At 68.6% G+C, this 22,574-nt stretch carries 18 protein-coding genes and 2 pseudogenes; 10 read left to right on the forward strand and 10 right to left on the reverse strand.

Annotated features, from left to right (window positions below; genetic code table 11):
- Window positions 1–3,036 (reverse strand): glycoside hydrolase family 2 TIM barrel-domain containing protein, encoded by a 3,036-nt coding sequence (locus ACIBG4_RS32650; RefSeq protein ID WP_397205212.1) that lies wholly within the window; start codon window positions 3,034–3,036, stop codon window positions 1–3.
- Window positions 3,037–3,169: 133 nt separating this feature from the next.
- Between ACIBG4_RS32650 and ACIBG4_RS32655 the strand changes: the two genes are divergently transcribed.
- The 5 genes and pseudogenes from ACIBG4_RS32655 (at window position 3,170) to ACIBG4_RS32675 (ending at window position 10,370) form a co-directional block, all read left to right on the forward strand.
- Window positions 3,170–5,536: a beta-glucosidase gene (locus tag ACIBG4_RS32655; RefSeq protein WP_397205214.1), complete on the forward strand. Its 2,367-nt coding sequence runs from the start codon at window positions 3,170–3,172 to the stop codon at window positions 5,534–5,536.
- A 42-nt stretch (window positions 5,537–5,578) separates the two neighbouring features.
- Window positions 5,579–6,112, forward strand: a pseudogene (locus tag ACIBG4_RS32660) (MFS transporter); the annotation flags it as partial.
- A gap of 35 nt (window positions 6,113–6,147) precedes the next feature.
- Complete coding sequence (locus ACIBG4_RS32665) at window positions 6,148–6,885, forward strand: MFS transporter (RefSeq protein WP_397205216.1); 738 nt, start codon at window positions 6,148–6,150, stop codon at window positions 6,883–6,885.
- 44 nt (window positions 6,886–6,929) lie between these two features.
- A complete protein-coding gene (locus ACIBG4_RS32670) occupies window positions 6,930–9,158 on the forward strand; it encodes a beta-glucosidase (protein WP_397205218.1) in 2,229 nt (742 codons plus the stop codon).
- A gap of 39 nt (window positions 9,159–9,197) precedes the next feature.
- Window positions 9,198–10,370: a glycoside hydrolase family 1 protein gene (locus ACIBG4_RS32675; RefSeq protein WP_397205220.1), complete on the forward strand. Its 1,173-nt coding sequence runs from the start codon at window positions 9,198–9,200 to the stop codon at window positions 10,368–10,370.
- Window positions 10,371–10,730: 360 nt separating this feature from the next.
- Here the strand turns inward: ACIBG4_RS32675 and ACIBG4_RS32680 are convergent, their stop codons facing one another.
- Window positions 10,731–11,597, reverse strand: coding sequence for a BRCT domain-containing protein (locus ACIBG4_RS32680; RefSeq protein ID WP_397205222.1), 867 nt, complete (start codon window positions 11,595–11,597; stop codon window positions 10,731–10,733).
- A 134-nt stretch (window positions 11,598–11,731) separates the two neighbouring features.
- On the opposite strand from ACIBG4_RS32680, the gene ACIBG4_RS32685 reads away from it, so the two are divergent.
- A complete protein-coding gene (locus ACIBG4_RS32685; RefSeq protein ID WP_397205224.1) occupies window positions 11,732–11,869 on the forward strand; it encodes a hypothetical protein in 138 nt (45 codons plus the stop codon).
- Between the two features lie 16 nt (window positions 11,870–11,885).
- Here the strand turns inward: ACIBG4_RS32685 and ACIBG4_RS32690 are convergent, their stop codons facing one another.
- Together ACIBG4_RS32690 and ACIBG4_RS32695 are read right to left on the reverse strand one after the other, a co-directional pair.
- Window positions 11,886–12,110, reverse strand: coding sequence for a hypothetical protein (locus tag ACIBG4_RS32690; RefSeq protein ID WP_397205226.1), 225 nt, complete (start codon window positions 12,108–12,110; stop codon window positions 11,886–11,888).
- A 197-nt stretch (window positions 12,111–12,307) separates the two neighbouring features.
- Entirely contained in the window at window positions 12,308–12,688 is a 381-nt protein-coding gene (locus tag ACIBG4_RS32695) for a nuclear transport factor 2 family protein (RefSeq protein ID WP_310714462.1), read from the reverse strand.
- 87 nt (window positions 12,689–12,775) lie between these two features.
- On the opposite strand from ACIBG4_RS32695, the gene ACIBG4_RS32700 reads away from it, so the two are divergent.
- Window positions 12,776–13,567: a helix-turn-helix domain-containing protein gene (locus tag ACIBG4_RS32700; protein WP_397205228.1), complete on the forward strand. Its 792-nt coding sequence runs from the start codon at window positions 12,776–12,778 to the stop codon at window positions 13,565–13,567.
- 7 nt (window positions 13,568–13,574) lie between these two features.
- Here the strand turns inward: ACIBG4_RS32700 and ACIBG4_RS32705 are convergent.
- The 4 genes and pseudogenes from ACIBG4_RS32705 to ACIBG4_RS32720 all read right to left on the reverse strand — a co-directional run.
- A pseudogene (locus ACIBG4_RS32705) lies at window positions 13,575–14,387 on the reverse strand (Tn3 family transposase); the annotation flags it as partial.
- Window positions 14,388–14,490: 103 nt separating this feature from the next.
- Complete coding sequence (locus ACIBG4_RS32710; protein ID WP_397205230.1) at window positions 14,491–15,153, reverse strand: hypothetical protein; 663 nt, start codon at window positions 15,151–15,153, stop codon at window positions 14,491–14,493.
- A 544-nt stretch (window positions 15,154–15,697) separates the two neighbouring features.
- The gene (locus ACIBG4_RS32715) at window positions 15,698–16,126 is read right to left on the reverse strand and encodes a DUF1772 domain-containing protein (RefSeq protein ID WP_397205232.1); all 429 of its coding nucleotides are present in this window, start codon (window positions 16,124–16,126) and stop codon (window positions 15,698–15,700) included.
- Window positions 16,126–16,914 (reverse strand): NmrA family transcriptional regulator, encoded by a 789-nt coding sequence (locus ACIBG4_RS32720; RefSeq protein WP_397205234.1) that lies wholly within the window; start codon window positions 16,912–16,914, stop codon window positions 16,126–16,128. Before ACIBG4_RS32720 ends, ACIBG4_RS32715 begins: the two co-directional genes overlap by 1 nt.
- A gap of 70 nt (window positions 16,915–16,984) precedes the next feature.
- On the opposite strand from ACIBG4_RS32720, the gene ACIBG4_RS32725 reads away from it, so the two are divergent.
- Together ACIBG4_RS32725 and ACIBG4_RS32730 are read left to right on the forward strand one after the other, a co-directional pair.
- Entirely contained in the window at window positions 16,985–17,920 is a 936-nt protein-coding gene (locus tag ACIBG4_RS32725; protein ID WP_397205236.1) for a LysR family transcriptional regulator, read from the forward strand.
- Window positions 17,921–18,458: 538 nt separating this feature from the next.
- Entirely contained in the window at window positions 18,459–18,836 is a 378-nt protein-coding gene (locus tag ACIBG4_RS32730; RefSeq protein WP_310714474.1) for a hypothetical protein, read from the forward strand.
- 543 nt (window positions 18,837–19,379) lie between these two features.
- Here ACIBG4_RS32730 and ACIBG4_RS32735 read toward each other — a convergent pair.
- Window positions 19,380–20,606: a prolyl oligopeptidase family serine peptidase gene (locus tag ACIBG4_RS32735; protein ID WP_397205238.1), complete on the reverse strand. Its 1,227-nt coding sequence runs from the start codon at window positions 20,604–20,606 to the stop codon at window positions 19,380–19,382.
- Between ACIBG4_RS32735 and ACIBG4_RS32740 the strand changes: the two genes are divergently transcribed.
- The gene (locus ACIBG4_RS32740; RefSeq protein ID WP_397205240.1) at window positions 20,578–21,234 is read left to right on the forward strand and encodes a hypothetical protein; all 657 of its coding nucleotides are present in this window, start codon (window positions 20,578–20,580) and stop codon (window positions 21,232–21,234) included. The genes ACIBG4_RS32735 and ACIBG4_RS32740 overlap by 29 nt on opposite strands.
- A gap of 574 nt (window positions 21,235–21,808) precedes the next feature.
- Here ACIBG4_RS32740 and ACIBG4_RS32745 read toward each other — a convergent pair.
- Complete coding sequence (locus ACIBG4_RS32745; protein WP_397205242.1) at window positions 21,809–22,534, reverse strand: TetR/AcrR family transcriptional regulator; 726 nt, start codon at window positions 22,532–22,534, stop codon at window positions 21,809–21,811.
- Between the last annotated feature and the right edge of the window lie 40 nt (window positions 22,535–22,574).

Below are 22,574 nucleotides of genomic sequence, written 5' to 3' on the forward strand. Positions count from 1 at the left end.
CTACGCACCGCCACCATCGGCAGTTGAAAGCGTCAGGCGCCACTGCCAGGCGTACTCACGTTGTGACAGTCGATACGCGGGCCGGGTGTCCGGGCCCAGCAGTCCGGTGCCGACACCGCGGTGGGCGACGTCGAGATGGACGACGGTTTTGCCGCTCGGCTGCAGTTCCCACCAGTGGCCGGCCGTCTCCAGCTCGCTGGTCGAGTGACGGCTCACGTTCATGTGCAGGGGCGTCGCGTGCACGGTCCGCACGGTTCCGGCGGGGCCGGACACCAGCAGTTCGGTGACCTCCCCGCGGGTGCCGTTCTCCTGTGGTTTCAGGTACGGCACGGCAAGCTCGTCGATGGGGCTCTCCCACGCGCCGAGCAGGGCCGAGGCTCGCCGGTCGGGGTAGTTCTCCCACGGCCCCAGGCCCACCCAGCGTGCCTGTTCAAAGCCCTCGACGAGCTCGAAGTCCATGCCCACCCGCAGCCTGTCGCCTTCCGGCAGGGTCACGTGCTCGGCCAGCAGGTAGTCGCCCTCGCCCAGCACGGTGACGGTACGGGTGTGCACGACCTCGTCGCCGAAGGCCGCGCGGTAGCGAATGGTGGTCGTCGCCGCGTCGGTGTGGACGTCGATCGGGGTGAGCTGGAAGAAGCCGGAGCGGACGAACCGGTTGTCCAGCGCGATGGACTGGTCGTTGTCGGTGAGCGCCCGCCACAGGGACAGTCGTGGCGTCCGGCGCAGTAGCGGATGCCGCAGCTCGGCCGGGGCGGTGCCGGTACCGCGCGGAAGGCGCGGCAGTTGACGGGGGAAGGTGATCTGGTGGGCGGCGAGCTCCGTGCCCGCCGGCGCCCAGACGGAGTCCCGGCGGGTGTGCACGGTCACCGTCAGGGCTAGAGCCGTGTCGAGCAGAGCGCGGATCGCATCGGGCACCTCGATGGCGGCCTCCGCGCCCGGCGCGACCGGCGGCGCGGTGAGCGTGACCACGGCTGCCGGACCGGCTTCGGCTTCCACGCGCATCTGCAGGTCGTAGGCGCTGAGGTCGGCGAAGGTCTGCCGGTTGCGCAGCCGCAGCGTTCCGGCCCGCGCCTCCTCCGCGCCGGAAGTGAGGCGAATCGGGCTGAACAAGCCGCGCGCCTCGTACAGAGCCGGCTTGGGGGTGAGGTCGGGGAAGACCACGCCGTTGAGGAGGGTGGTGCCGTCGTTGGGCTCGTCCCCGAAGTCGCCGCCGTAGCGGTAGTGGCCGTCACCGTCGGGGTCGAGCGCGTGGTCCTTGAATTCCCAGATGAAGCCGCCCTGCAGACCCGGCAGGCCCTCGAACAGCCGCCAGTATTCCGCCAGTCCTCCGGTCGAGTTCCCCTGCGAGTAGGCGTACTCGCACAAGATGACCGGTCGATCGGCTCGCGGATCGGCCGAGAACGCCGTGAGGGCCTCGAACGAGGGATACATCGGGCAGACCAGGTCGCTGGCCGCGTGACCGGCGTGCCAGTCCCCCGCGATCGCGCCTTCGTAGTGCAGGGGACGGGTCGGGTCGGCGCCGCGCACCCAGGCGGCGGCGGCATCATGATTGGGCCCGTAACCGGTCTCGTTGCCGAGCGACCAGATGATCACCGAGGGGTGGTTGCGGTCGCGCAGCACCATGCGTGAGACCCGCTCGACGAACTCGGGCAGGTAACGCGGGTCGTGGGCGAGCGTGGTGGTGAAGGCGTGCCCCTCGATGTCGGCCTCGTCGACGACATAGAAGCCGATCTCGTCGCACAGGTCGAGGAAGACCGGGTCGTTGGGGTAGTGCGAGGTGCGGATCGCGTTGACGTTGAACCGCTTGAGCAGGGACAGCTCGGCCAGCATCAGCTCGCGTGAGATGACACGGCCGGTGCGCGAGTCCACGTCGTGGCGGTTGACGCCTTGGATGAGCACCCGCTCGCCGTTGACCAGCAGGTCGCGCCCCTCGATGCGGACGCGCCGGAAGCCGATCCGCAACCGAGCCGCGTCCACGGCCTCGCCCTCGGGCGAGATCAGCTCGACCAGGAGGTCCTCCAGATGCGGCGTCTCGGCCGTCCAGGGAGCGACGTCGAGGGCGTCGATCGTGAACACCGCGGTGCCGGCCTTCGCCCGTGGCGGCATCATGCGCTCGGCCGTCGGGCGCAGTTCCTCGGCGATGGGCGCGCCGGCCGGCTTCAGGCTGAACAGATCCATCAAGCCGTCGGGGATTCCCAGCGGCTCAGGCCGCTGGGAGCGATCGGACAACGGCGGCGTGAAGCCGGATTCGACCACGCGCGGGTTGATCGGGCGCGTCTCCGTCCGGCCGAGCACGCCGATCCGTGCCGACCACCCGACTTCTCGAAGATGATCCAGTCCAGTTGTGGCCACTGTGACCTTCAAGTGACCCCGCCCGGCCTCATGGTCTGCCACTACGGCCACGTCGGCCAGGTGCACTTCCGGCACGGTGTAGAGAAACACCGACCGGGAGAGGCCGGATTGCCACCAATGGTCCTGGTCTTCCAGGTAGGTGACCGGCGACCATTTGGCGACCGCGAGTTCGATGGTGTTGGAGCCCGCCATGACGACGTCGGTGATGTCGAACTCGGCGGCGAGATGCGAGTCGGTGCTGGTGCCCATGACCTGGCCGTTGACCGTGACCGTCAGATGGCCTTCGGCGGCGCCGACGTGCAGGATCGTCCGGCGACCTGATGATGGCACCAGGTCCACGCTCCGACGGTAGACACCGATCGGATTGTGCTTCGGGACCACCGGAGGCGCCTCGTCGAACGGCATCGCGACGTTCAGGTAATGCGGCGGATCGTTCTTCTCCCGCATGGTCCACAGTTCCGGTACCTCGACGTTCCTCCACTCCTTCTCATACGGCAGGAGCCGGAATTCCCACGTTCCGTCGAGATCGATGTCGGGAGCACGGCGTAGCGCTCGCATGGGCAAGCGGTTCACAGACGGCATGGACAACCCCTCCGAGGCGGCAGGGGGCCTCACTGTAGGTCGCTCAACTTTCGCGCGCAAGTACTTGTTTGTGAAAGTTGAGGCAGCTACGGTACCGGGCAAGCTTGCACGCGAAAGCGCGCGGAAAGTTCCAAGCAACGATGACAGCCAGTTCCCTGGCCTGCCAGACGATTCGCCGTCTGCCCTCGTCACCGCTCAGAGCGGCATCCAGCCCGACCCAAGGACTCCGCAGATCATGACCGATATTCGTCAGCTCGTCACGCGCATGGACCTCGACCAGAAGATCGGTCAGATACAGGGTGTCGTGCCCATGGACCTCGTGGACTTCGAGAAACTCCGGGACCCCGCCAACCCTCCCCCGGACCTTTCGAAGGGGTTCCCGTACGAGATCGACCGTCTCCCGCTGGTCCGGCCGCACGGGGTCGGGCACCTGTCGCTGGGCTGGCAGCTCGACCAGGACATCGAGCGACTCCGCCGTGACCTCGTCAGGTTCCAGGAGGTCGCGCGAGAGGTGAGCCCGTTCGGCATCGGAGTACTGATCCACGCCGAAGGCGTCAACGGGCTCGTCCACCCGCAGGGCCACCAGTTCACGACGCCCTGGGGACAGGCGGCGAGCTGGGATCCCGCAACCTCCGGGGCAGTGGGCCAGATCGCCGGACGGCAGGCTCGCTCAGTCGGCATCCACCTGTTCTTCTCTCCCCTCCTGGATCTTGCGAGGGACATCCGGTGGGGCCGCGTCCACGAGACCTACGGCGAGGACCCTGAGCTGGTCGCACGCATGGGCATCGGGTTCATCCGCGGCGTCCAGGGCGACAGCGGTGAGACCGGCATGCTCGCCACCGGCAAGCACTTCCTCGGCTACGGATCCTCACTGGGCGCGCTCAACCAGGCCGCCACCCAACTCGGCCGGCGAGAGCTGACCGACGTGTACGCGGAGCCGTTCCGGCGGGCAATCGCCGAAGCCGGACTGTCCGTGATCATGAACTCCTACAACGAGATCGACGGCATCCCCGCGGCCGCCAACAGGTGGCTGCTGACAGAGCTGCTGCGCGGGCAACTCGGTTTCGACGGTCTCGTGGTGAGCGACTACGACTCGGTCACCATGCTGCACAAGACGTACCGGGCCGCGGCGACCCCGGGGCACGCCGCGGCCCAGGCGCTCAGCGCCGGGCTCGACGTGGAGCTGCCGAGCGCCCCCATGACCAGTCATCTCCGGCCGCTGGTCGAGGACGGCACCCTTCCGGAGGAGGTCCTCGACCGCGCCGTCGAGCGCGTCCTCCAGCTCAAGGCCCGGTTCGGGCTCATCCCGGAGATCCAGTCCACGCCTCCCGCCGAAGCACGCGCCATCGGTGCGGCCGAGGCGGACGAGCAGGCGCGCGCGGTGGCCAACGCCGGCATCACCCTGCTCGCCAACGACGGCATCCTCCCGCTGGCTCCGGGCAGCGTCAGGGTCGCCGTCGTCGGGCCGGTCGCGGACGAGATCCGCATCCACTTCGGCTCCTACTCCTCAGTCGCCGACGCCGAATTCCCGCAGGCGATCGCCCGCATCGCGGCTGGCCAGGTGCCCGGCGTGCAGACCTCGCCCGACGTGTTTCCCGACCTGTTCCAGACGAAGCTGCCCGGTATCGAGCCGGTCTTCGAGGAGGGCGCGCGGCGCCTCCACCCGGATGCCCTGACCGTCCTCGAAGCCGTCCGCGCGCTCGACCCGAAGGTGGCGTACCACCCACTGGGCAGCCTGGAGGCGGACGCGCCGGCCATCGACAGCTCGGCCGTCGAAGCTGCGGCCGCGGACGCGGACGTGGTGATCGCGGTCGTGGGCGAGCGGACCGGGTGGGTCGGCAACCACACAGCCGGCGAGGGCCGGACCACCGCGAACCCAGCCCTGCCCGGCAACCAGACCGCGCTGGTCGAGACGCTGCACGCCGCGGGCAAGCGCGTCGTCACCGTCGTCATCTCCGGGCGGCCCCTGCTGATCGAGCCCGTGCACCGGGCTTCCGCGGCGGTGCTCCTCGCGCCGCTGCTGGGCCACGTCGCCGGCGCGACGATCGCCGACGTGCTGTACGGGGTGACCGAGCCGGGCGGTCGCACTCCCTCGACGTTCCCTCGCCATCTCGGCCAGATCCCGATGTACCACGGCCATCCTGCCGGCAGCGGACACGACCATCCGACACTGCCCCGCCACGGCTACATCGACCTGCCGGACAGCAGCCCCCTCTACCCGTTCGGCCACGGACTCACCTACACCTCCTTCGACCTCACGCTGGAAGAGGCACGCCTGGAGGGAGACGTGGTCCGCGTCCACGCCACGGTGCACAACACCGGGCCGAGGGCCGGCACCGCGGTGGTGCAGCTCTACGCACGGGACGAGGCCGGAAGCGTGGTGCGTCCCGTTCGTCAGCTCGTCGATTTCGCACGGGTGCCTGTCGAGGCCGGGGCGAACCAGGACATCGGCATGGTCGTACCGCTGGAGCGCCTCGCCTACACCTGGCCGGACGGCCGGCGCGGCGTCGAAGCGGGCGAGGTCACCCTCCTGCTCGGCCTGTCCAGCGCCGACATCCGGCACACGAGGACGATCGACGTTCCCGAGCTCGTCCTCGCATAGCCGCACCGTCCACCTTCGCCGAGACGGCAAGGGAGCCGCACCATGACCCTCCATCCCCCAGACCCCACACCGATCGACGTCGCCGGCGAGCTCGGCCCGGACGGTCCCGTCGCCACCGACGTCCAACCCGAGCCACCTCCCGCGTCGAAGTGGTTGATCTCCGTCTATGCGATCACGATGTTGGCCGGCAGCTTCGCGCTGCTCACCCCGACGCTCTTCGCCGTCGCCTACAAGGTGCAGCTAGTGGATCCGCAGGGGAAGGAGACGGCCCTCGGCGTCATCTTCGGGATCTCCGCTGTGATCAATCTGGTGACCGGGCCGCTGTTCGGCGTCCTGTCCGACCGGACCCGGCTGCGATGGGGGCGGCGACGCCCTTGGATCGTTGCAGGGATCGTCGTATGCGTAACCAGCGGCGTGCTCATGGCTTCGGCGACGAGCACGCCGATGATCGGCGTCGGGTGGGCCCTGTACGGCATGGGTGTGGGATGCGCTTTGGGCGCCATGAACCCCGTACTCGCGGAGACGATCCCCTCCAGCCAGCGCGGAACGGTCGGTGCCCTGGTGGGAGTCGCCGGCCAGCTCGGGGTGTCGCGGCGACCCTCGTCGGAGGCATGCTCACCGGCGACCTGCTGCTGCTGTTCCTGTTCCCCATCTCCGTGTACGCGGCCCTGTTCGTGGTCTACGCCTTCACCATCCCCGACCGCCCGGCCCCGGCCACGACGGACCAGTTCGCCCTGTCGGCGGTGTTCCGCCTGCTGGTGTTCAATCCGCGCGAGCATCGCGACTTCGCCCTGGTATGGCTCGGCCGTTTCCTCATGCAGGTGGGGCTGACCTTTCTGAGCACCTACCAGCTGTACTTCCTGCTCGACCGGCTCGGCCTCGTCCCGGAAGAAGCCGGGCAGCAACTGGCGTTCGTCGGGGGGATCGGCATTCTCGTGACCACCTCCTTCGCGATCGTCGGCGGGATCCTCTCCGACCGGCTGAAGCGGCGCAAGGTGTTCATCTACCTCTCCACCGCGCTCTCCGCGACCGGTCTGATCATCATGGCTTTCGCGGGCGGTATCCCGCTCTTCGCGACCGCCGTCGTCTTCATCCTCGCCGCGGCGGGACTGTTCGGCTCCGTCGACCTGGCCCTGGCCAGTGATGTGATCCCGGACAGCGCCGAAGCGGGCCGGTGGATGGGCATCTACTACGTCGCGAACACCACCTCCAGCGCCATCGCCCCGATCTTCGCGCCGGTCATCCTGCTCATCGGCGGTGGCAAGAACTACACAGCCCTGTTCCTGGTCGGCGCGGTGGTGGCCCTCGGGGCCAGCCTCTCGGCCTGGCGCATCCGCGCCGTTCGATAGCACCACAGGTAGACGTCCGACAGCACCGCAGACAGACAGGAACGATGACCGCTCACCACGACACCGCCCCGCTCGCCGGAATCTCCGCAGAGCGGAAGGCGAGACTCCTGTCCGGCAGGAACTTCTGGAAGACCGAGGCACTGGAGGAAGCCGGCATCGCCGCGATCTCGATGGCCGACGGGCCCTACGGTCTGCGCCACCAGTCCGGCCGGCACGACAACCTCGCGCTGTTCGACAGCGACAAGGCGACCTGCTTCCCGCCCGGCGTCGCGATCGGCTCCAGCTGGGATCCGGACACCGCGGCGCGACTCGGCGCCGCGCTGGGCAGGGAGGCGGCCGCCCAGGGCGTCGATGTCGTTCTGGGCCCCGGCGTCAACATCAAGCGCTCCCCGCTGTGCGGCCGGAACTTCGAGTACTACTCCGAGGACCCGCATCTGTCCGGCGTGCTCGGGGCCGCCTTCACCCGCGCTCTGCAAGCCGAAGGGCCGGGGGTGTCGGTGAAGCACTTCGCCGCGAACAACCAGGAGACCAACCGGCAGACGATCAGCTCCGACGTCGACGAGCGCACGCTCCGCGAGATCTACCTGCCGGCGTTCGAACGCGTCGTCACCGAGGCGCGCCCGGCCACGGTGATGGCGTCCTACAACAAGATCAACGGCGTGGCCGCCTCGGAGAACCGATGGCTGCTCACCGAGGTCCTCCGCGACGAGTGGGGCTTCGACGGGGTCGTCGTCTCGGACTGGAGCGCGGTGACCGACCGGGTCACGGCCCTGAAAGCGGGACTCGACCTGGAGATGCCCGGTGGTGCCATGGGGCACGACGCCGAAGTGATCGAAGCCCTCCGATCCGGCGATATCTCGGAATCCGACGTCGATGCGAGTGTCGCCCGGATCGCCGCGCTGGCGCGGCGCAAGGTGACGTCCGCCGTCACGGTCGACGAGGACGCGCACCACGAGATCGCCCGGCAGATCGCGCAGGAGTGTGCGGTGCTGCTGCGAAACGAGCATCAGGTCCTGCCCATCCCGGCAGGCGCCCGCGTCGCGGTCATCGGCGCGTTCGCCGGACAGCCGCGCTATCAGGGCGGCGGCAGCGCGCACGTCAACCCCCCGCGCGTCGACCAGCCCCTCGACGAGATCCAGGCGATCGCGGCCGAGCAGGGAGTGACCGTCAGCTACGCGCCCGGGTTCACGGTCGACGGACCACGGGACGAGCGGCTCGTCGGCGACGCGATCGCCGCGGCCCGTCGCGCCGACATCGCGGTGGTGTTCGCCGGCCTGAGCGAGGAGCGGGAGTCGGAGGGATTCGATCGCGACACCATCGACCTTCCCTCGCCGCAGGTCGAGCTCATCCGCGAGGTCGCGGCCGCCGCGCGCCGCACGGTCGTCGTGCTGGCCAACGGCGGAATCGTCTCCCTCGAAGGGTGGCACGACGAGGTGGACGCCATCCTTGAGGGCTTCCTGCTCGGCCAGGGAGGCGGGCGCGCTCTCGCCGACATCCTCTTCGGCCGAGTCAACCCGTCCGGACATCTGGCCGAAACCATCCCGATCCAGCTCCAGGACCACCCGAGCTGGCTGAACTTCCCGGGCGAGCAGGGGCACGTGCGCTACGGCGAAGGCGTCCTGGTCGGTTACCGGTACTTCGCCACCTCGGGAATGCCCGTGAGGTACCCGTTCGGGCACGGCCTGTCGTACACCACCTTCGAGACGCGGGCACTGAGCATCACCCGAACCGGCGTGGACAGCGCGACCGCGCACGTCGAGGTGGCCAACACGGGCGACCGGGCCGGCAAGCACGTCGTCCAGGTCTACGTGTCGACCGAAGCCGGACCCGTCCGGCGGCCGGTGCGGGAGCTCCGAGGCTGCGCGAAGGTCCAGCTCGAACCCGGCGAGACGAGGACCGTGGAGATCGACCTTCCCCGGCGAGCGTTCGCCTACTGGGACATCGCCGCCGGCCGCTGGGTCGTGGCCCCGGGCGACTACCGCATCGACGTGTGCGCCGACGCGAACACCGTGCTGCGGTCCTCGGCCCTCACGCTCGAGGGTGAGCACGTCGCCGTCGAGCTGACCATGGACACCCCCGTGGGCGTGTGGTTCGAGCATCCCCAGGTAGGCCCGGACGTGATGGACACGCTCGGCCTCACGGGCGCGCCGGTCACCGAGGAACAGCTGGCGATGATCGCGTCCATGACCATGCGTCAGTTCATCGGCATCTCAGGCCTGGACATCTCCACGGACGCGCTCCAAGCCCTCATGACGGCCAGCCGTTCCGCCTGAGACCTGTCCCACCAGCAACATCGTATTGAAAGGAGACCGGTGTCCCGATCATTTCCGCAGGGCTTCCTCTGGGGAGCCGCGACCGCCGCTCACCAGGTGGAAGGAAACAACCTCAACAACGACTTCTGGCAGCTGGAACATGCCGCCGCGGAGCATGGCGTCCAGTTCAGCGGGGACGCGGTCGACAGCTACCACCGCTACCAGGAGGACATGCGCCTGCTCGCCGACGCGGGCCTGAACGCCTACCGGTTCAGCATCGAGTGGTCCCGTATCGAGCCGAGCCCCGGCAAGTTCTCGAAGGCCCAGCTCGCTCATTATCGCCGCATGATCGACACGGCTGACCGGCTGGGCATCAACCCGGTCGTGACCCTGCACCATTTCACGCATCCGCTCTGGTTCGGAGAAAGAGGCGCGTGGCTCGGCAGGGGTGCCGTCGAGTCGTTCTCCCGCTATGTCGAGCAGGCGTGCACGATCCTGGGCGGCGTCGAGTGGGTGTGCACGATCAACGAGCCGAACGTCCTGGCGGTCAACCACGGCCAGCTGCGGCGGGTCGCTGAAGGGAAGGAGTACCAGCGCGTCGGCGCCCTGCCCGACGTCGAGATCGGGGAAGCCCTCATCGCCGCCCACCGCGCAGTCGCTCCCCTCGTACGCGAGGCGACCGGCGCCAAGGTGGGATGGACGGTCGCCAACCAGGCGCTCGTCCCCGCTCCTGGCGGTGAGAGCAAGCACGCCGAAGCGCAGCACATCTGGGAGGACATGTACCTCGAACCGGCACGCGACGACGACTTCGTCGGCGTGCAGTCCTACACCAGCCAGCCCGTCGACGAGAACGGCATCGTTCCGCATCCCGAACACCCGGACAACACCATCATGGGCTGGGCCTACCGGCCGGACGCCCTCGGCATCGCCGTGCGGCACACCCATGACGTCGTCGGCGGCGTCCCCATCGTCGTGACCGAGAACGGGATCGCCACGAGCGACGACCAGCGCCGCATCGCCTACACCGGCGAGGCGCTGCGGCATCTGCGCGACGCGATGGACGACGGCATCGACGTACGCGGCTATCTGCACTGGAGCTTGCTCGACAACTTCGAATGGGGACGCTGGGATCCCACCTTCGGCCTCATCGCCGTGGACCGCGGAACCTTCGAACGCCACCCCAAACCCAGCCTCACCTGGCTCGGCGGCATCGCCCGCGCCAACGCGATCTGACGCGCCTGCGCGACCTGGTGCGGTTGTCCGGGCCAGGCACGCCACTGTCACCTGTAACTCGCGGGTCGCGCGCGGACGCTGACATCGTGACGTACGGGCAGCGGCGACCAAGGACGGCAACGGGCGCCCAGCATCGTCGTGCAGCAGGCCGAACTCCGCGGGCATGGTGGACGTCGGCGGGCGGCCGGCGAGTTTGCGGCGATCAGAAGTGATGCGTAGCCAGCCCTTGGTCGGGTCGCTCTCTTCGCCGAGGCGGATCGTGGTGAGCCCACTCACCTCTCTGGGCGGGTCGCGGAGTGGTCACGGCAGTCGATGCGTGGGCAGCGCTCTTCTCCAGGCTGCGTAGCGTTTGCGCGTCCGCTAACGATCATCTGCAGAGGCCAACCGGGCGAAGGCGTCCGGCGTCACGATGGGGATGCTGTAGGCGCGGGCCTTGCGGGCCTTACCGGACATGGTGTCGGGGTCCGCGGCAACCAGCAGTCGGACCCGCTTGGTGACGGTGGAGTGGGGAACGCAGCCCGCCTGGCGGGCTCGTTCTTCCCAGCTCTCGCGGCCTCCTGCTATATCTCCCGTGAAGACCACGAGATCCCCGGGTTGAAGGCGGAAGCCGCCGGCGGTGGTGAGGTGCTGAGGTGGGGCGGCGGTGGCCAGGGCCTGCTCCACCGCAGCGGGAGGCAGACCGAGCAAGGCGGCGACCAGGTCGAGTTCGTGGCGTTCAGCGGCCGTGACGACGCCGTCCGCCTTGGCTGCATGGGCCAACGCGCTCAAGTAGTCGTGGTGTAGACGGAGGGCGTCGGCGCGGCTGAGATCCAAACGTGCGGCCAAGGCGATCAGCATGTCGGCTTCGGTCGCTGAGATGTGATGATCGAGAAGCACCTGGTCGAGCAGCGCGAAGTACGGGTCGGCCTGGACGGTGTCGCACGCGCGAGGCAGCCGATCGAGGAGCCGGGCCAGGAAGTGGCTGTCGCGCTCGGCCGAAGCGCCTCGCCGTACGAGATTGGCGGCGCCGCGGGAAACGGCCGGCCAGGCGGTTGCGAAGGCAGCCGTGAGGCAGGCGCCCCACGGCGATTCCGGGTGGGCCAGAGCGAGGTAGTGCCGCAAGAGCTCGGCGGCGGCACGGGCGTCGATGAGCGCGTCGTGGTGTTTGCCGAGCGGGATGTCGGCGACCGCGCAGCAGCCGGCCAGCGTGCGCGGGGCGGCGGGCAGAAAGCGGACGGCCTCCGTCATGGTGCAGATGCCGATGGAGCTCAGGTCGGGGATCTGCGTCCCGGCCCGCGCGTATTCTGAGTGGAGGAAGCCGAGGTCGAAGCGGAGGTTAACTTCGTCGCCACGACATCGAGCTGGAGCTACTGAGCGGCCCGTTGCAGGGCATCTACAACCCCTCGGGGCATGGGGCGGCGTTGTTCGCCTTCTTCGCCGGGATGGCCGAGTCCGAGCGGGAGTACATCCGGGAGAAGTACACCGTGATGTTCGGGTGGCCATCGAGCGAGGGCCCGTAGGCGTTGCACCGGCGGCTCAGCCCCGCCCTGCGTCGTGCAGGCCCGCAGGGCAGCCGGCCATCGCTGCGGCCGCCCGGACGACGGCCGGCCGCACAGCATCGGGCTCGACCAGTTGGTCGAAGAGGTCGATGATGCGCAGGGCGCTGGCGGTGTCGTCGACGACCTCGACCCTGGCGATCAGCTTTCGCTGATGAACCTTCCCCGTCACTGTCGCCGGCGAGCGGCGTCGGGCAGTCCACATCAGCCTTCCAGCGCCCGCGGCGGAGGAACTCGTGTCGGCGTACCTCTGATCGTGCAGACGGAGGAACGAGTAAACGTGCGCAGCTGAGGGATGGCTCTGCGCGAACCAAGGCGGTGCGGCCTGGTCGGGGCCGACCAGACCGCCATCGCCGGGGCATCGATCTCGATCAGGGTGGATATCTGCCTCGTACCGTCCGCTCAGAACATCCCGTGGGGAACCTGCGCCGCTTCCGGCACCGGCTGGACGACATCCCAGTGCTCGACGATCTGCCCGTCGACCAGCCGCCAAATGTCGACGACTGCGATGCCGCGCGGGTCGTCGTCCGTGGCCATGTGGTAGTGCATCACCACGTAATCGTCGTCGGCAATGACCCGTTTGAGCTCGAGCCTGGCGCGGGCCACCGGCGCGGCGGCGGTGAACGCGATGAACGGCTCCCGCCCGGAGGGGTTTCCCGGGCTGTGCTCGATGAAGTTCTCGTGCAGGAGGGTGCGGAGCACATCGATGTTGCCCGCCGCGAACTCGGTGAAGCCATGGACGGCGAGTTGCTTGTTGCGTGCGGCCTTGCTGCTTTCGCTCATGCGGCCACCGTTCCAGCAGCCGCCCGGCCCTGTCGATTACATGTCATGTAATCGCGGTGATCGACCAGGCGGGGCCATAATCGCCGCATGGTGCAAGATCGGCCGGTCGGCGAGCTGCTGCGCGAGTGGCGTCACCGCAGAGGGCTCAGCCAGCTCGATCTGGCGATCCAGGCGGAGGTGTCCGCCCGGCACGTCAGCTTCGTGGAGACGGGACGGACCATTCCCAGCAGCGCGATGGTGTTGCGTCTGGCCGAGAATCTGGGCGTGCCGTTGCGGGAACGCAACCGCCTGCTAGTGGCGGCCGGGCACGCGCCCGTCGTCCGGGAGCGGCCGCTGGACGATCCGCACCTGGCGTCGGCGCGGGAGGTCCTGGAGCAGATCCTGCGGGGGCACGAGCCGTATCCGGCGCTGGCCGTGGACCGCCGCTGGAACCTGCTGCTGGCCAACAGAGCGATTGACGTCTTCCTGGAGAACGTCGATGCGTCGTTGCTGCGGCCGCCGGTCAACATGATGCGGCTGGGCCTGCATCCGGGCGGGTTCGCGCCGCGGCTGCGCAACCTCGGGCAGGTCCGCGGCTATCTACTGCCCCGGCTCGCCCGCCAGGTGGCGCAGGCGGGTGATGCTGAGCTGAGCGCGCTGTATGAGGAACTGCTGTCGTACGGACCCGAAGGGGATCCGGCGCCGCTCAATCCCGCCGACATCGCGCTGCCCATCCGCATCCGTCATCGCGGGGTGGAGCTGTGTTTCATCAACACGGTCACGACGTTCGGCGCCGCCTTCGACGTCACACTGGAGGAGATCGCCGTCGAGGCGTACTTTCCCGCCGATGACGACACCGCCCGCTTCTTTCGGACAGGAGCCGGAGGACCATCTGTATGAGGGATCCTCAGCACGTCCTGCTGTGGATGGTTAGCCGTACACGGCTCTGCAGGTGAAGCTGGTCGGCGGTGATCTGCCAGCCCTCGGCGACCAACTGCCGCACGACGTCGGAGATGTCCAGGGCGTTGTGGAAGACGACCAGGTCGGCCAGCAGGGTGCTGATCTTGATCAGTTTCTCCTGCTCTTCGGGGTCGTTGTCGGCCAGCACCCCGCCGAAGCCGAGCCACTTGGAGAATCCGTTGTAGGACTCGACCTTGTTGGTCGCCGCGGTGACGCGCGCTCGCAGCGCGGGGTCGGCCGGGTACCGCAGCAGCGCGACGGTGCGCACGCTGCCGCCGACCTCGCGGAAGGCCTTGTAGACGCGGTTCTTGCGGGAGTTGGACCGCAGCCGCCGCATCAGCGTGGCCGAGTACAGGCGGCCCTCGCTGATCGAGATGGCCACCTGCATCAGGTCGACCCAGTGCTTGTCGATCAGCTTCCAGTCGATGACGTTGCGGCCGCTCTCGCCGAACAGCTGGTCGATGTGCGGATAGGCGATCTTCTCGGAGGCGCGGAAGAAGATCAGGTCTTTGAAGTTGCGGATGCGTGGCATCAGGTCGAACCCGAACAACGTGGCCAGCGTGAAGACCGGGAAGTTCTGGCCTTGGGTGTCGGCGTGCACGGTGGAGGGCTGGATGTCGGAGGTGTTGGCCAGCAGCCCTTCGATGAGGTGCACCGCCTCCCACACCCCGCACGGGATGAACCGGGAGAACAGCGCCACGTAGGTGTCGGAGATGTGGTGGTAGGCGATGCCGCCGAATCCTGAAGCGCGTGGGTTCGTCGATTCCTGGCAGTGGACATGCGGGAACTCACACGCCGACGTGGTGTTGAGGGTACTTGGTGGTGCGGGTTCGAAGCTGGGTGGCTGGCGGCGGCGTTCTGGGTCAGATGCCGGTGGGACGGCGCTTCCTGCCTTCCGGGGTGAAGGTGAAGCCGGTTTTGAAGTCGCCCGGGCCGTAGTGGACCGCCAGGAGGACGGCTTCGTCGTAGCGAGGAGGCCAGGTCGACTCGGCATCTGGATCAACGCCGTTCCACAGATGAAAGAAGATCATCGGGATTTCTGTGGGTTCGGTGAGGTAGCCGAGGGTCTTGCCGTGGTAGGGGTTGTTGCCGCCCAGCAGCACGGAAGGTGGCCCGAAGGTGTTGATCACCTCGCTGAGCGAGCGGTCGCGTGTGGTCCAGGTGGGGATCTGGGTTCGCATCTGGTCGTACTCAGCACTTGTCAACGTTCGGTCAGCCTCCAGCCAGCCGCGGCCGTGGGCGAACTCCGAGTAGACAGCGGCCATCCCGGATTCGTATGGACCAGGGATCAAGTTCCGGAAAGCCCCGGACACGCCGGTCGAGGTCCAGGCTCCGCGCAGCTCCAGAGCTCGCTGTTCTTCGGCCCAGGCTTCGTCGCTGTGCTCGAGGTGGAGCAGGTGATCAAGGACGAGTCGAACGCTCACTTCTCCGCCATACATCCCTGGGCGGCGCAGTACCGAGTTCAACTGGAGGACGAGGTAGTCCCGCATCTCCGACGGGGAGCGCAACCCAGGAAGCTCTGCCACGAAGATCAGTCTCTCAACATGCGAACCGGAAGGGCCAGATGGGGCAGGAATCGCCCAGCGAAATCACTACCGGGGCAGGCTCGATCGCTTCTCGGGGTGGGCGGCGTAGACGTACTTCATGGGGTCCTGGCGCCGATGCCGAACACGCGCATGAGGTGGACGGGGTCGGCGGTGTGCTTGGCAGCACATCATCGACCGCATCCAGGCCGAGAGCGTACGCAGCCCGGACGACCGGCTCCAACGCCTGGCCTCCGAACTCACCGACCTGGCACCGCCACGTCCGCGCGAGTCCCCGCACCACCTCGGCTTCGCCGTACCGCTGCGCCTGCGGGCACCTGATCCAGGCGACGGCCGGGAGCTGACGCTCATCACCACGCTCACCCATTTCGGCACCGCCATCGACGTCACCATCGCCGAACTACGACTTGAGGCGTTCCTACCGGTTGACCAAGCGACCAGTGCCATGCTGGCCGAACTCCTCAAGCGGTAACCGATCCGCCCGCCACAGCCCCGCGCGGCGAAGCCACCGACCCCTTGGAATTGATCATCTGGTCCGCAGCGCCCAGCTGAAGGCCACCAGCGAGCCGGTGCTGGCCACCGCCCGCACCACGTTCCAGGTGTTCCAGGGATCCTCGAACCCGGACCGCGTCACCTTGCCCGCGGCGAGCGCGTCGTTGAGCGGCACGTTCGCCGCCATGGTGACCAGCAACATCACCACCGACAGCGCGAACCCGACCGCAACCGTCCAGCGGCGCTCCAGGACGAGCGCCACCAGGCCGAGCACCGGCCCGCCCAGGAACACCAGCAAGAACAACGGATTCACGATGGCGACGTTGATCTGGTTCATCGCCTCGACGAACATCGCGTCACCCGCCCCGGCCAGCCCCGGCATCACCGCGTAGGCGAACCCGGCGAACAGCCCGGCCATCAGGCCGGCAGCCAGGGTGGCCGCGAGCAGGAGCGCTGATCTCATCACACGCTCCAGATTCCGGTCGCCGCACTCTCCCGGGCGAAGTCGGCGAAGGCGCGCGGCTCGCGGCCCAGCACGCGCTGGACCCCGTCGCCGAGCGAGGCGTTGCGGCCGTCGAGCACCGTCGTGAACAGGTAGGCCAGGAAGCCGGCGACGTCCTCGGGCACGTGCTCCACGTACGCCTCGACCGGGATCTGCGTGTAGCGGATCCCGCGCCCGGCGGCCGCGGCGATCTCGGCGGTGGCCTGGGCGAACGTCAGCAGCCTGGGCCCGGTCAGCTCGTAGGTCTCCCCCGCGTGCCCGTCTCGGGTGAGCGCGGCGACCGCCACCTCGGCGATGTCGTCGGCGTCCACGAACGGTTCGGGCACCTCACCCGCCGGGAGGTAGACGTCTCCCTCCTGGAGGGGCGCGAGCATGTAGCCCTCGCTGAAGTTCTGGTTGAACCAGCTGCAGCGCACCACAGTCCACTCGGCCGCGGAGGCGGCCAGGATCTCCTCGCACTGCTGCGCCTCCTCCTCGCCGCGGCCCGACAGCAGCACCAGCCGCCGCGAGCCGGCCAGCTCGGTGAAGGCCGCGATGTCGTCGGCCGCGCCGGGGACGGCCAGGTCAGGGTAGTAGGAGACGTACGCGGTGCGGGTCCCCTCAAGCGCGGGCGCCCAGGTCGAGCGGTCCGCCCAGTCGAAGGGGACGCCGCCGGAGCGGGTGCCGACCCGGACCGGCACGTCCATCGCAGTCAACCGCTCGACCACACGCCGCCCGGTCTTGCCAGTTCCGCCCAGAACAAGAGTCATGTTTGTCATGCCTCCACGATGCTGTTTGCCCGGGTCGGCAACAATGAGAGTGTCGGCAACGATCGTTAACATGGAGGTTCACGGAGTGGAGCGGCGGGACTTGGAGATCTTCCTCATGCTCGCCGAGGAGCTGCACTTCGGACGCACTGCGGAGCGGTTGCACGTCTCCACCGCCCGCGTCAGCCAGACGATCAAGAAGATCGAGCGCCGCATCGGCGTCCCGCTGTTCGAACGCACCAGCCGCCAGGTCGCGCTCACCCCCGTCGGTCAGCGTCTCTTCGACGACGTACGGCCGGCCGTCCAGCAAATCGAGGACGGCATTGCCCGGGCCGTCGCCGCGGGCAGGGGCATCGACGGCGTGCTGCGGGTGGGGTTCGTGGGCACCGCGGTCGGCCAGTTCGCCATCGAGGTCTCCGATCTCTTCCACAGCCGCTACCCCGAGTGCGAGGTGGAGATCACCGAGAGCCGCTACGCCGGGGGCACCTCGCTCCTGCACAGCGACCAGATCGACGTCCTGCTCGTCGGCGCGCCGTCACTGGAGCCAGAGGTGGCCGAGGGGCCGATCCTGTTCCGCGAGCAGCCGATGCTGGCAGTCTCCTCGCGGCACCCGTTCGCGCGCCGCGCGTCGGTATCGATGGAGGACCTGGCCCGCGACAGGGTGCTGCGGCCCAGGGAGTTCACCGACGAGGTGGACGCGCTGGTGGTGCCGCGCACCACCCCGGGCGGCCTGCCGATCCCGCGCGGCCTCACGTTCGGGACCATCCAGGAGATGCTCGCGCTCATCGGGGCGGGCAAGGGCGTCTTCGTCGTGCCCGCGCACGCGCGCCGCTACGACTCACGGCCGGACGTCACCTACGTGCCGATCCAAGATGGCCGGCCGTTCGAGTGGCGGCTGGTGTGGTTGACCTCCGCTGAGAGCGCCCGCGTACGCGCGTTCACACAGGCGGCGACCGACTACGTGCGCCTGCATCCGAACCCGCTGATCGGCCCCAGAGAAGGATCTTGAAATCCCATCCCCTCGCGGACCGCGGCACTGTCGATCCCCAGCTCCGGCGGCCGCCACGGCGGCGTGCGCCAGCGAAAGCGGTCACACCGGAACCCAGTTCCAGCGCTCCTGCCTGACCCGCACGGCCCTGTCCGTGCGGCGCCCCATCCAGAGCGCTCGCTCACCTCGATCGCGAACTGCTGGGCGTCTCCGTCGGAACGCCTGTACAACCACATCCCCGACCTGCGGGAACTTCGGGCCGCACCGCAGCCACCCGCCCTGAAGGCCTGACCCAGGAGGGTTCTGCAAGTCTCCATCCCGGGTGCCGGTGCTTCATGGTCACCTGCGCAACGCTGCCACAAGAACGGCATGACCCTGCAACAGACCACCAGCTACCTCGCCCATCACGTCGGCCCGGCCGGCCGCTCCGACCCACTGTTCACCGACGACGCCCTCGCCAAGCGGCTGCGATCGTCGACCCCATCCTTTCGGCTGACCAGACGCACGTGCAGATCGGTCAATCCGCGGATCTGTCACCCCTATCTGCGACACTCCCGGGATGCTGAACGTAGAACTGTTGCGGCCGCTACTGCGGGCCGCCTGGGGGCCTGACACCTGCGATCCAGTTGGCCGTGAACAGTGGCGGCCCGACAACCCGGCAAGGAGCCAGTGCGGGACGACGGCACTGGTAGTGCAGGACCTGCTCGGAGGTGACCTGATTCTTGGCGAGGTTCATATCGATGGCGTCAAGGTCTGGAACCACTATTGGAATCGGCTGCCTGACGGCACCGACGTGGACTTCACATCCGATCAATTTCAACCCGGCGAGGTCGTGGCCGGTGGTCACGTACAGCAGCGGCCACCAGGACCGCCCCGCCGGTGTCGCGAGGAGTACGAGCTACTGCGGCAACGGGTACTTACCGCCCTAGCCGCGTGACCGCGGCCTCGCCGCGACTCGACCGAGGAGACCTGCCGGTGGCGTCACGGAGCACGATCTCCTAACGCGCCACTCACAGAGGCGGCCACTCATCAATGACCTGGCCGGACGCGATCCACGGCTGAGCCCGGGCCTCCGCGACCGGCTGCCGATGCGCACATCAAGCCGCCAACCCATACGCGCAGACCCCGTCAGCTTCACGCTGCCGGGATCTGCTCACACCACCACGTCCTCACGGTGAATGATGCGCTCGTCCTCATCTTGAGTGTCCGGGAACATGAAGGAACCGCCTGGTGGCGTGTCCAGCGAACCGGCCGGCCATGCGCTGGGCCGCTCGCGTGACGCCCAGTTGCGGGCCGCTCTCGGCGACGGCGCCCTGCTGAGCGACCTGGGCGAGGACGGCTGGTCATCCTCGATGCTCATGGCCCTGTCCGGCCACCGGAACCTACGCTCCCCCGGCATCTACGTCCAGCCCAGCACCGAAGCCGTCGCCGCCGCGCTCGCCGAACACGACATGACCAAGGGCCCGCTGCTCAGTCGTAGTCATCGTGACGCCTCGAAAGCGTGCAACAGGAAGGCCAGCACATCAGCGAGCAGGGCATGTTCCTGCTCTCGGGTCGAGCCGGCGCCGTGACCGCCGTGCTCCTCAACACGCAGCAGCACCGGCCGGCCGGAGGCGCGGGCCGCCTGGAGGCGGGCGGCCAGCTTCGCCGGCTGCCACGGCGGCACCCGCGCGTCGCGCCGTCCGGTCGTCAGCAGCACCGCCGGGTACGGCACGCCGTCCTCGACCCGCAGGTAGGCATCGGCGATCAGCAGGCCGCGCAGGCCATCCTCAGTGGTGACGCTGCCGAACTCCGGCACGTTGATCGGCCCGTTCTCGCTGAACTCGGTCCGTGTGGCGTTGACCGTCGGCACCTGCATCGCCATGGCGGCCCACAGCTCCGGCCGGCGCACCAGCGCGCCGCCGGTGGGGATGCCGCCGGCGCTGACGCCCTCGCCCGCCAGCCGTCCCGGCCGGGTGTAGCCCAGGGCGATGAGGTGCTCGGCGCAGTCGATGAAGTCCGTGATGGTGGTCTCCTTGCGCGGGCCGCGCCCGGCCTCGTGCCACTCCCGGCCGTAGGCGCCGCCACCGCGCAGGTGCGCCACGGCGTAGACGCCGCCGCGCTCGTACCAGGCGAGCATCTCGGGACGGAACTCAGGCAGATCGGACATGCCATGGGAGCCGTAGCCGGTGAGCAGGACCGGGTTGTCGCCGTCCAGCTCCAGGTCCTTGTGGTGGATGACGGTGAGCGGGATCCGTGTTCCGTCTCTCGCGGGCACATGCAGGGTCCGGGCGTGCACGTCGCCGAAGTCGACCGGTGAGCGGGGCGCCAGCCCGGTGTCCTCGAGGGTTTCGCCGTCGTAGCGGTAGAGCCGCGGCGCGTCTGTCCAACCGGCCGCCAGCAGCAGGGCCTCGGGCCGTTCCGGGTGGGTGGTCAACTCCCAGAGAGCGCCCTCCACCGGTAGCGGGAGGTCGGCGGGCTCGCCGCCGGACAGGGGCGCATGCCTTACCCGATGGACGCCACCGTCGAGATCGCGCACCAGCAGCCGGTCGCCGACGACCCGCACCGCCTCCACCACGCGCTCACCCGCGGGCACGACCACCCGGGCTCGAGACAGATCCGGTACGGCAAACGGAACGGCCAACACCTGGGAGCGGGGCGCGTCCCGATGGGAGACCAGATAGAGGGTGTCGGGGCTGGTGGCGAAGGCGGTCACACCGTCCGCCACGCCCGCCACCTTCCGCCACGGGCAGGTGGCCGGATCGGCGAGCGCGGCTCGTGGCGCCACGTACAGCGAGCAATCGCTGCCGGACCTGCCGTTCCTCGTCCGGGTCGCGGCCGGCCCGCGCTTCAGCACGGCCAGGCGATCGTGTGCGGGCGGCACGCTGGGCGGCTCGGATCTGCTGCTGCCGGTCTTCCTCGCACGGTGGTGTCCATGGCATCCGCAGGTAGGCGCAGATGACGTCCACGACGGTCTGCCTCAGCCTGGGGTTGTTCTGGGCGAGCTGCTCCAGCGCGTACAGGCCGCCCAGGCGGACCGGGGCCTGGCCGCTGCCGAGCTGCTCGACCGCCTTGCTGAAGCGGTCGGTGTCATGGCCGCGCTCGCCGAGTTGAAAGGTGCGCCGGGCGGTGTCGGCGTTGCGGGCGGTGTAGAACACGGCCAGCAGCGCGGCCAGGCCGGTGGCCACCGCCAAGACGTTTCCTCGGATCGCCGCCAGCGCGGCAGCCCGATCCTTGTCCTCGGCGAAGACAGTGGCGTGGTCGAGGTGCTCCAGCACCCACGTGGCGCCCGGGCCGAGCATCCACACCAACGTCGGAATCGCTACGAGAATCAGCACGCCTACGACGATCGATGAAGGCTTCACCGCTCGAACCAACACTTCGAGTTCTTCTCGACCATGGGCTGATGATGCGTCGGTGGCTGAGACAACGGACATCCAGTGACGTGATCGTTACCTGGAAGGGAGGCGGCTCGTGCGTGCGGATATTACGGGGTTGAGGAACCCAGGAACAGCCGTCGGCGGTGAGAATGATCTTGTGCGAATAGCTTCACCGCATTCCAGCCCACAGAAGGGCTGCGGCCCCTGCGCGATCCAGCCCGAGCTGAGAGCGACGACACCGACCAATAAGACCCCCAGGGCCCCGAGCAGGCCGCCCAGCAGGCCCATGACGTGGCTTCGAGTCCGTCCCCCCGTCGTTCCACCGGCAGCTACTGGGCCCACCATTCGGGTCGGCGCGACCAGCCCCAAAGTAGCCCTGTGTAATCATCGCTACTCTTCGTGTTCTCAGGAATGAGGAGTTCTGCTAGCGATCATCATCGGTTCCCGCGCGTCCCCGAGCGGAACGCAGTAGTTCAGGCCCCCGCCGTTGTCCGACAACAAGCTCAGCGACCGCACCACTCCATCCATCCCGGTCGGGCGCCGCTGCTCCTTACGGAGGAGCTGGACTCGAAGCTGCTGATTCGTCGCCGCTGTTTCGAGTGCGTTGGGTGATGGTGTGTTCGAGGCCGTCGAGGAGGGTGTGCAGGCCGAACTCCTGGGTCGTGGTGGCGGAGGGGATGGCCATGGTGGTGGCCAGCAGCGGGAAACGGTCGGCGTTGCGGAGTAGCAGGTCGCGCATGATGGGGGCGGCGCTGCCGTCCGTCCAGGTCTGAGTGCCTTGGGTGGCGGCTGGGTGGGTGGCGCGGATGTGATGGGAGATCAGCATGACCGCGTCCAGCCGTTCGCGTTCGGTCAGGGGCGTGTCGGCCAGAGCGCTGAGGGCTCTTTCGGTCCATCCAGTTTCGCATGGACCCATGACGCGGTCGCCCACGGTGATCGACGGCAGCCAGGGGTGGCGTCGCCAGGCGGCGGACAGTTGGCGGGCGTACTCTTCCAGCTTGGTCCGCCAGCTGGTCACGCCGCTCAAGTCGGGGGGTGTGCCGACTGCCGCCTCGATCATGATTGCCCTCAGCTCGGACTTGCCGTTGACATAGCGGTACAGGGCCATTTTGGTGAGGCCGAGCTCGGCGGCAACCCGATGCATCGAGACCGCCGCCAGTCCCTCGGTATCGGCCACCTTGACAGCGGCGTCGGCCACCTGGGCGAGGTCGAAGGCGGGCCTGGGGCCCCTGGTGCGCGGCTTCCGCAGGCCCCACAACAGTTCGGCCAGTGCCATCGAATCCTCGTTAGCCGACATCGCAGCCCCCCACTTGCCA

Origin of the sequence: Nonomuraea sp. NPDC050383 (assembly GCF_044459125.1) — a bacterium.
GTDB lineage: Bacteria > Actinomycetota > Actinomycetes > Streptosporangiales > Streptosporangiaceae > Nonomuraea.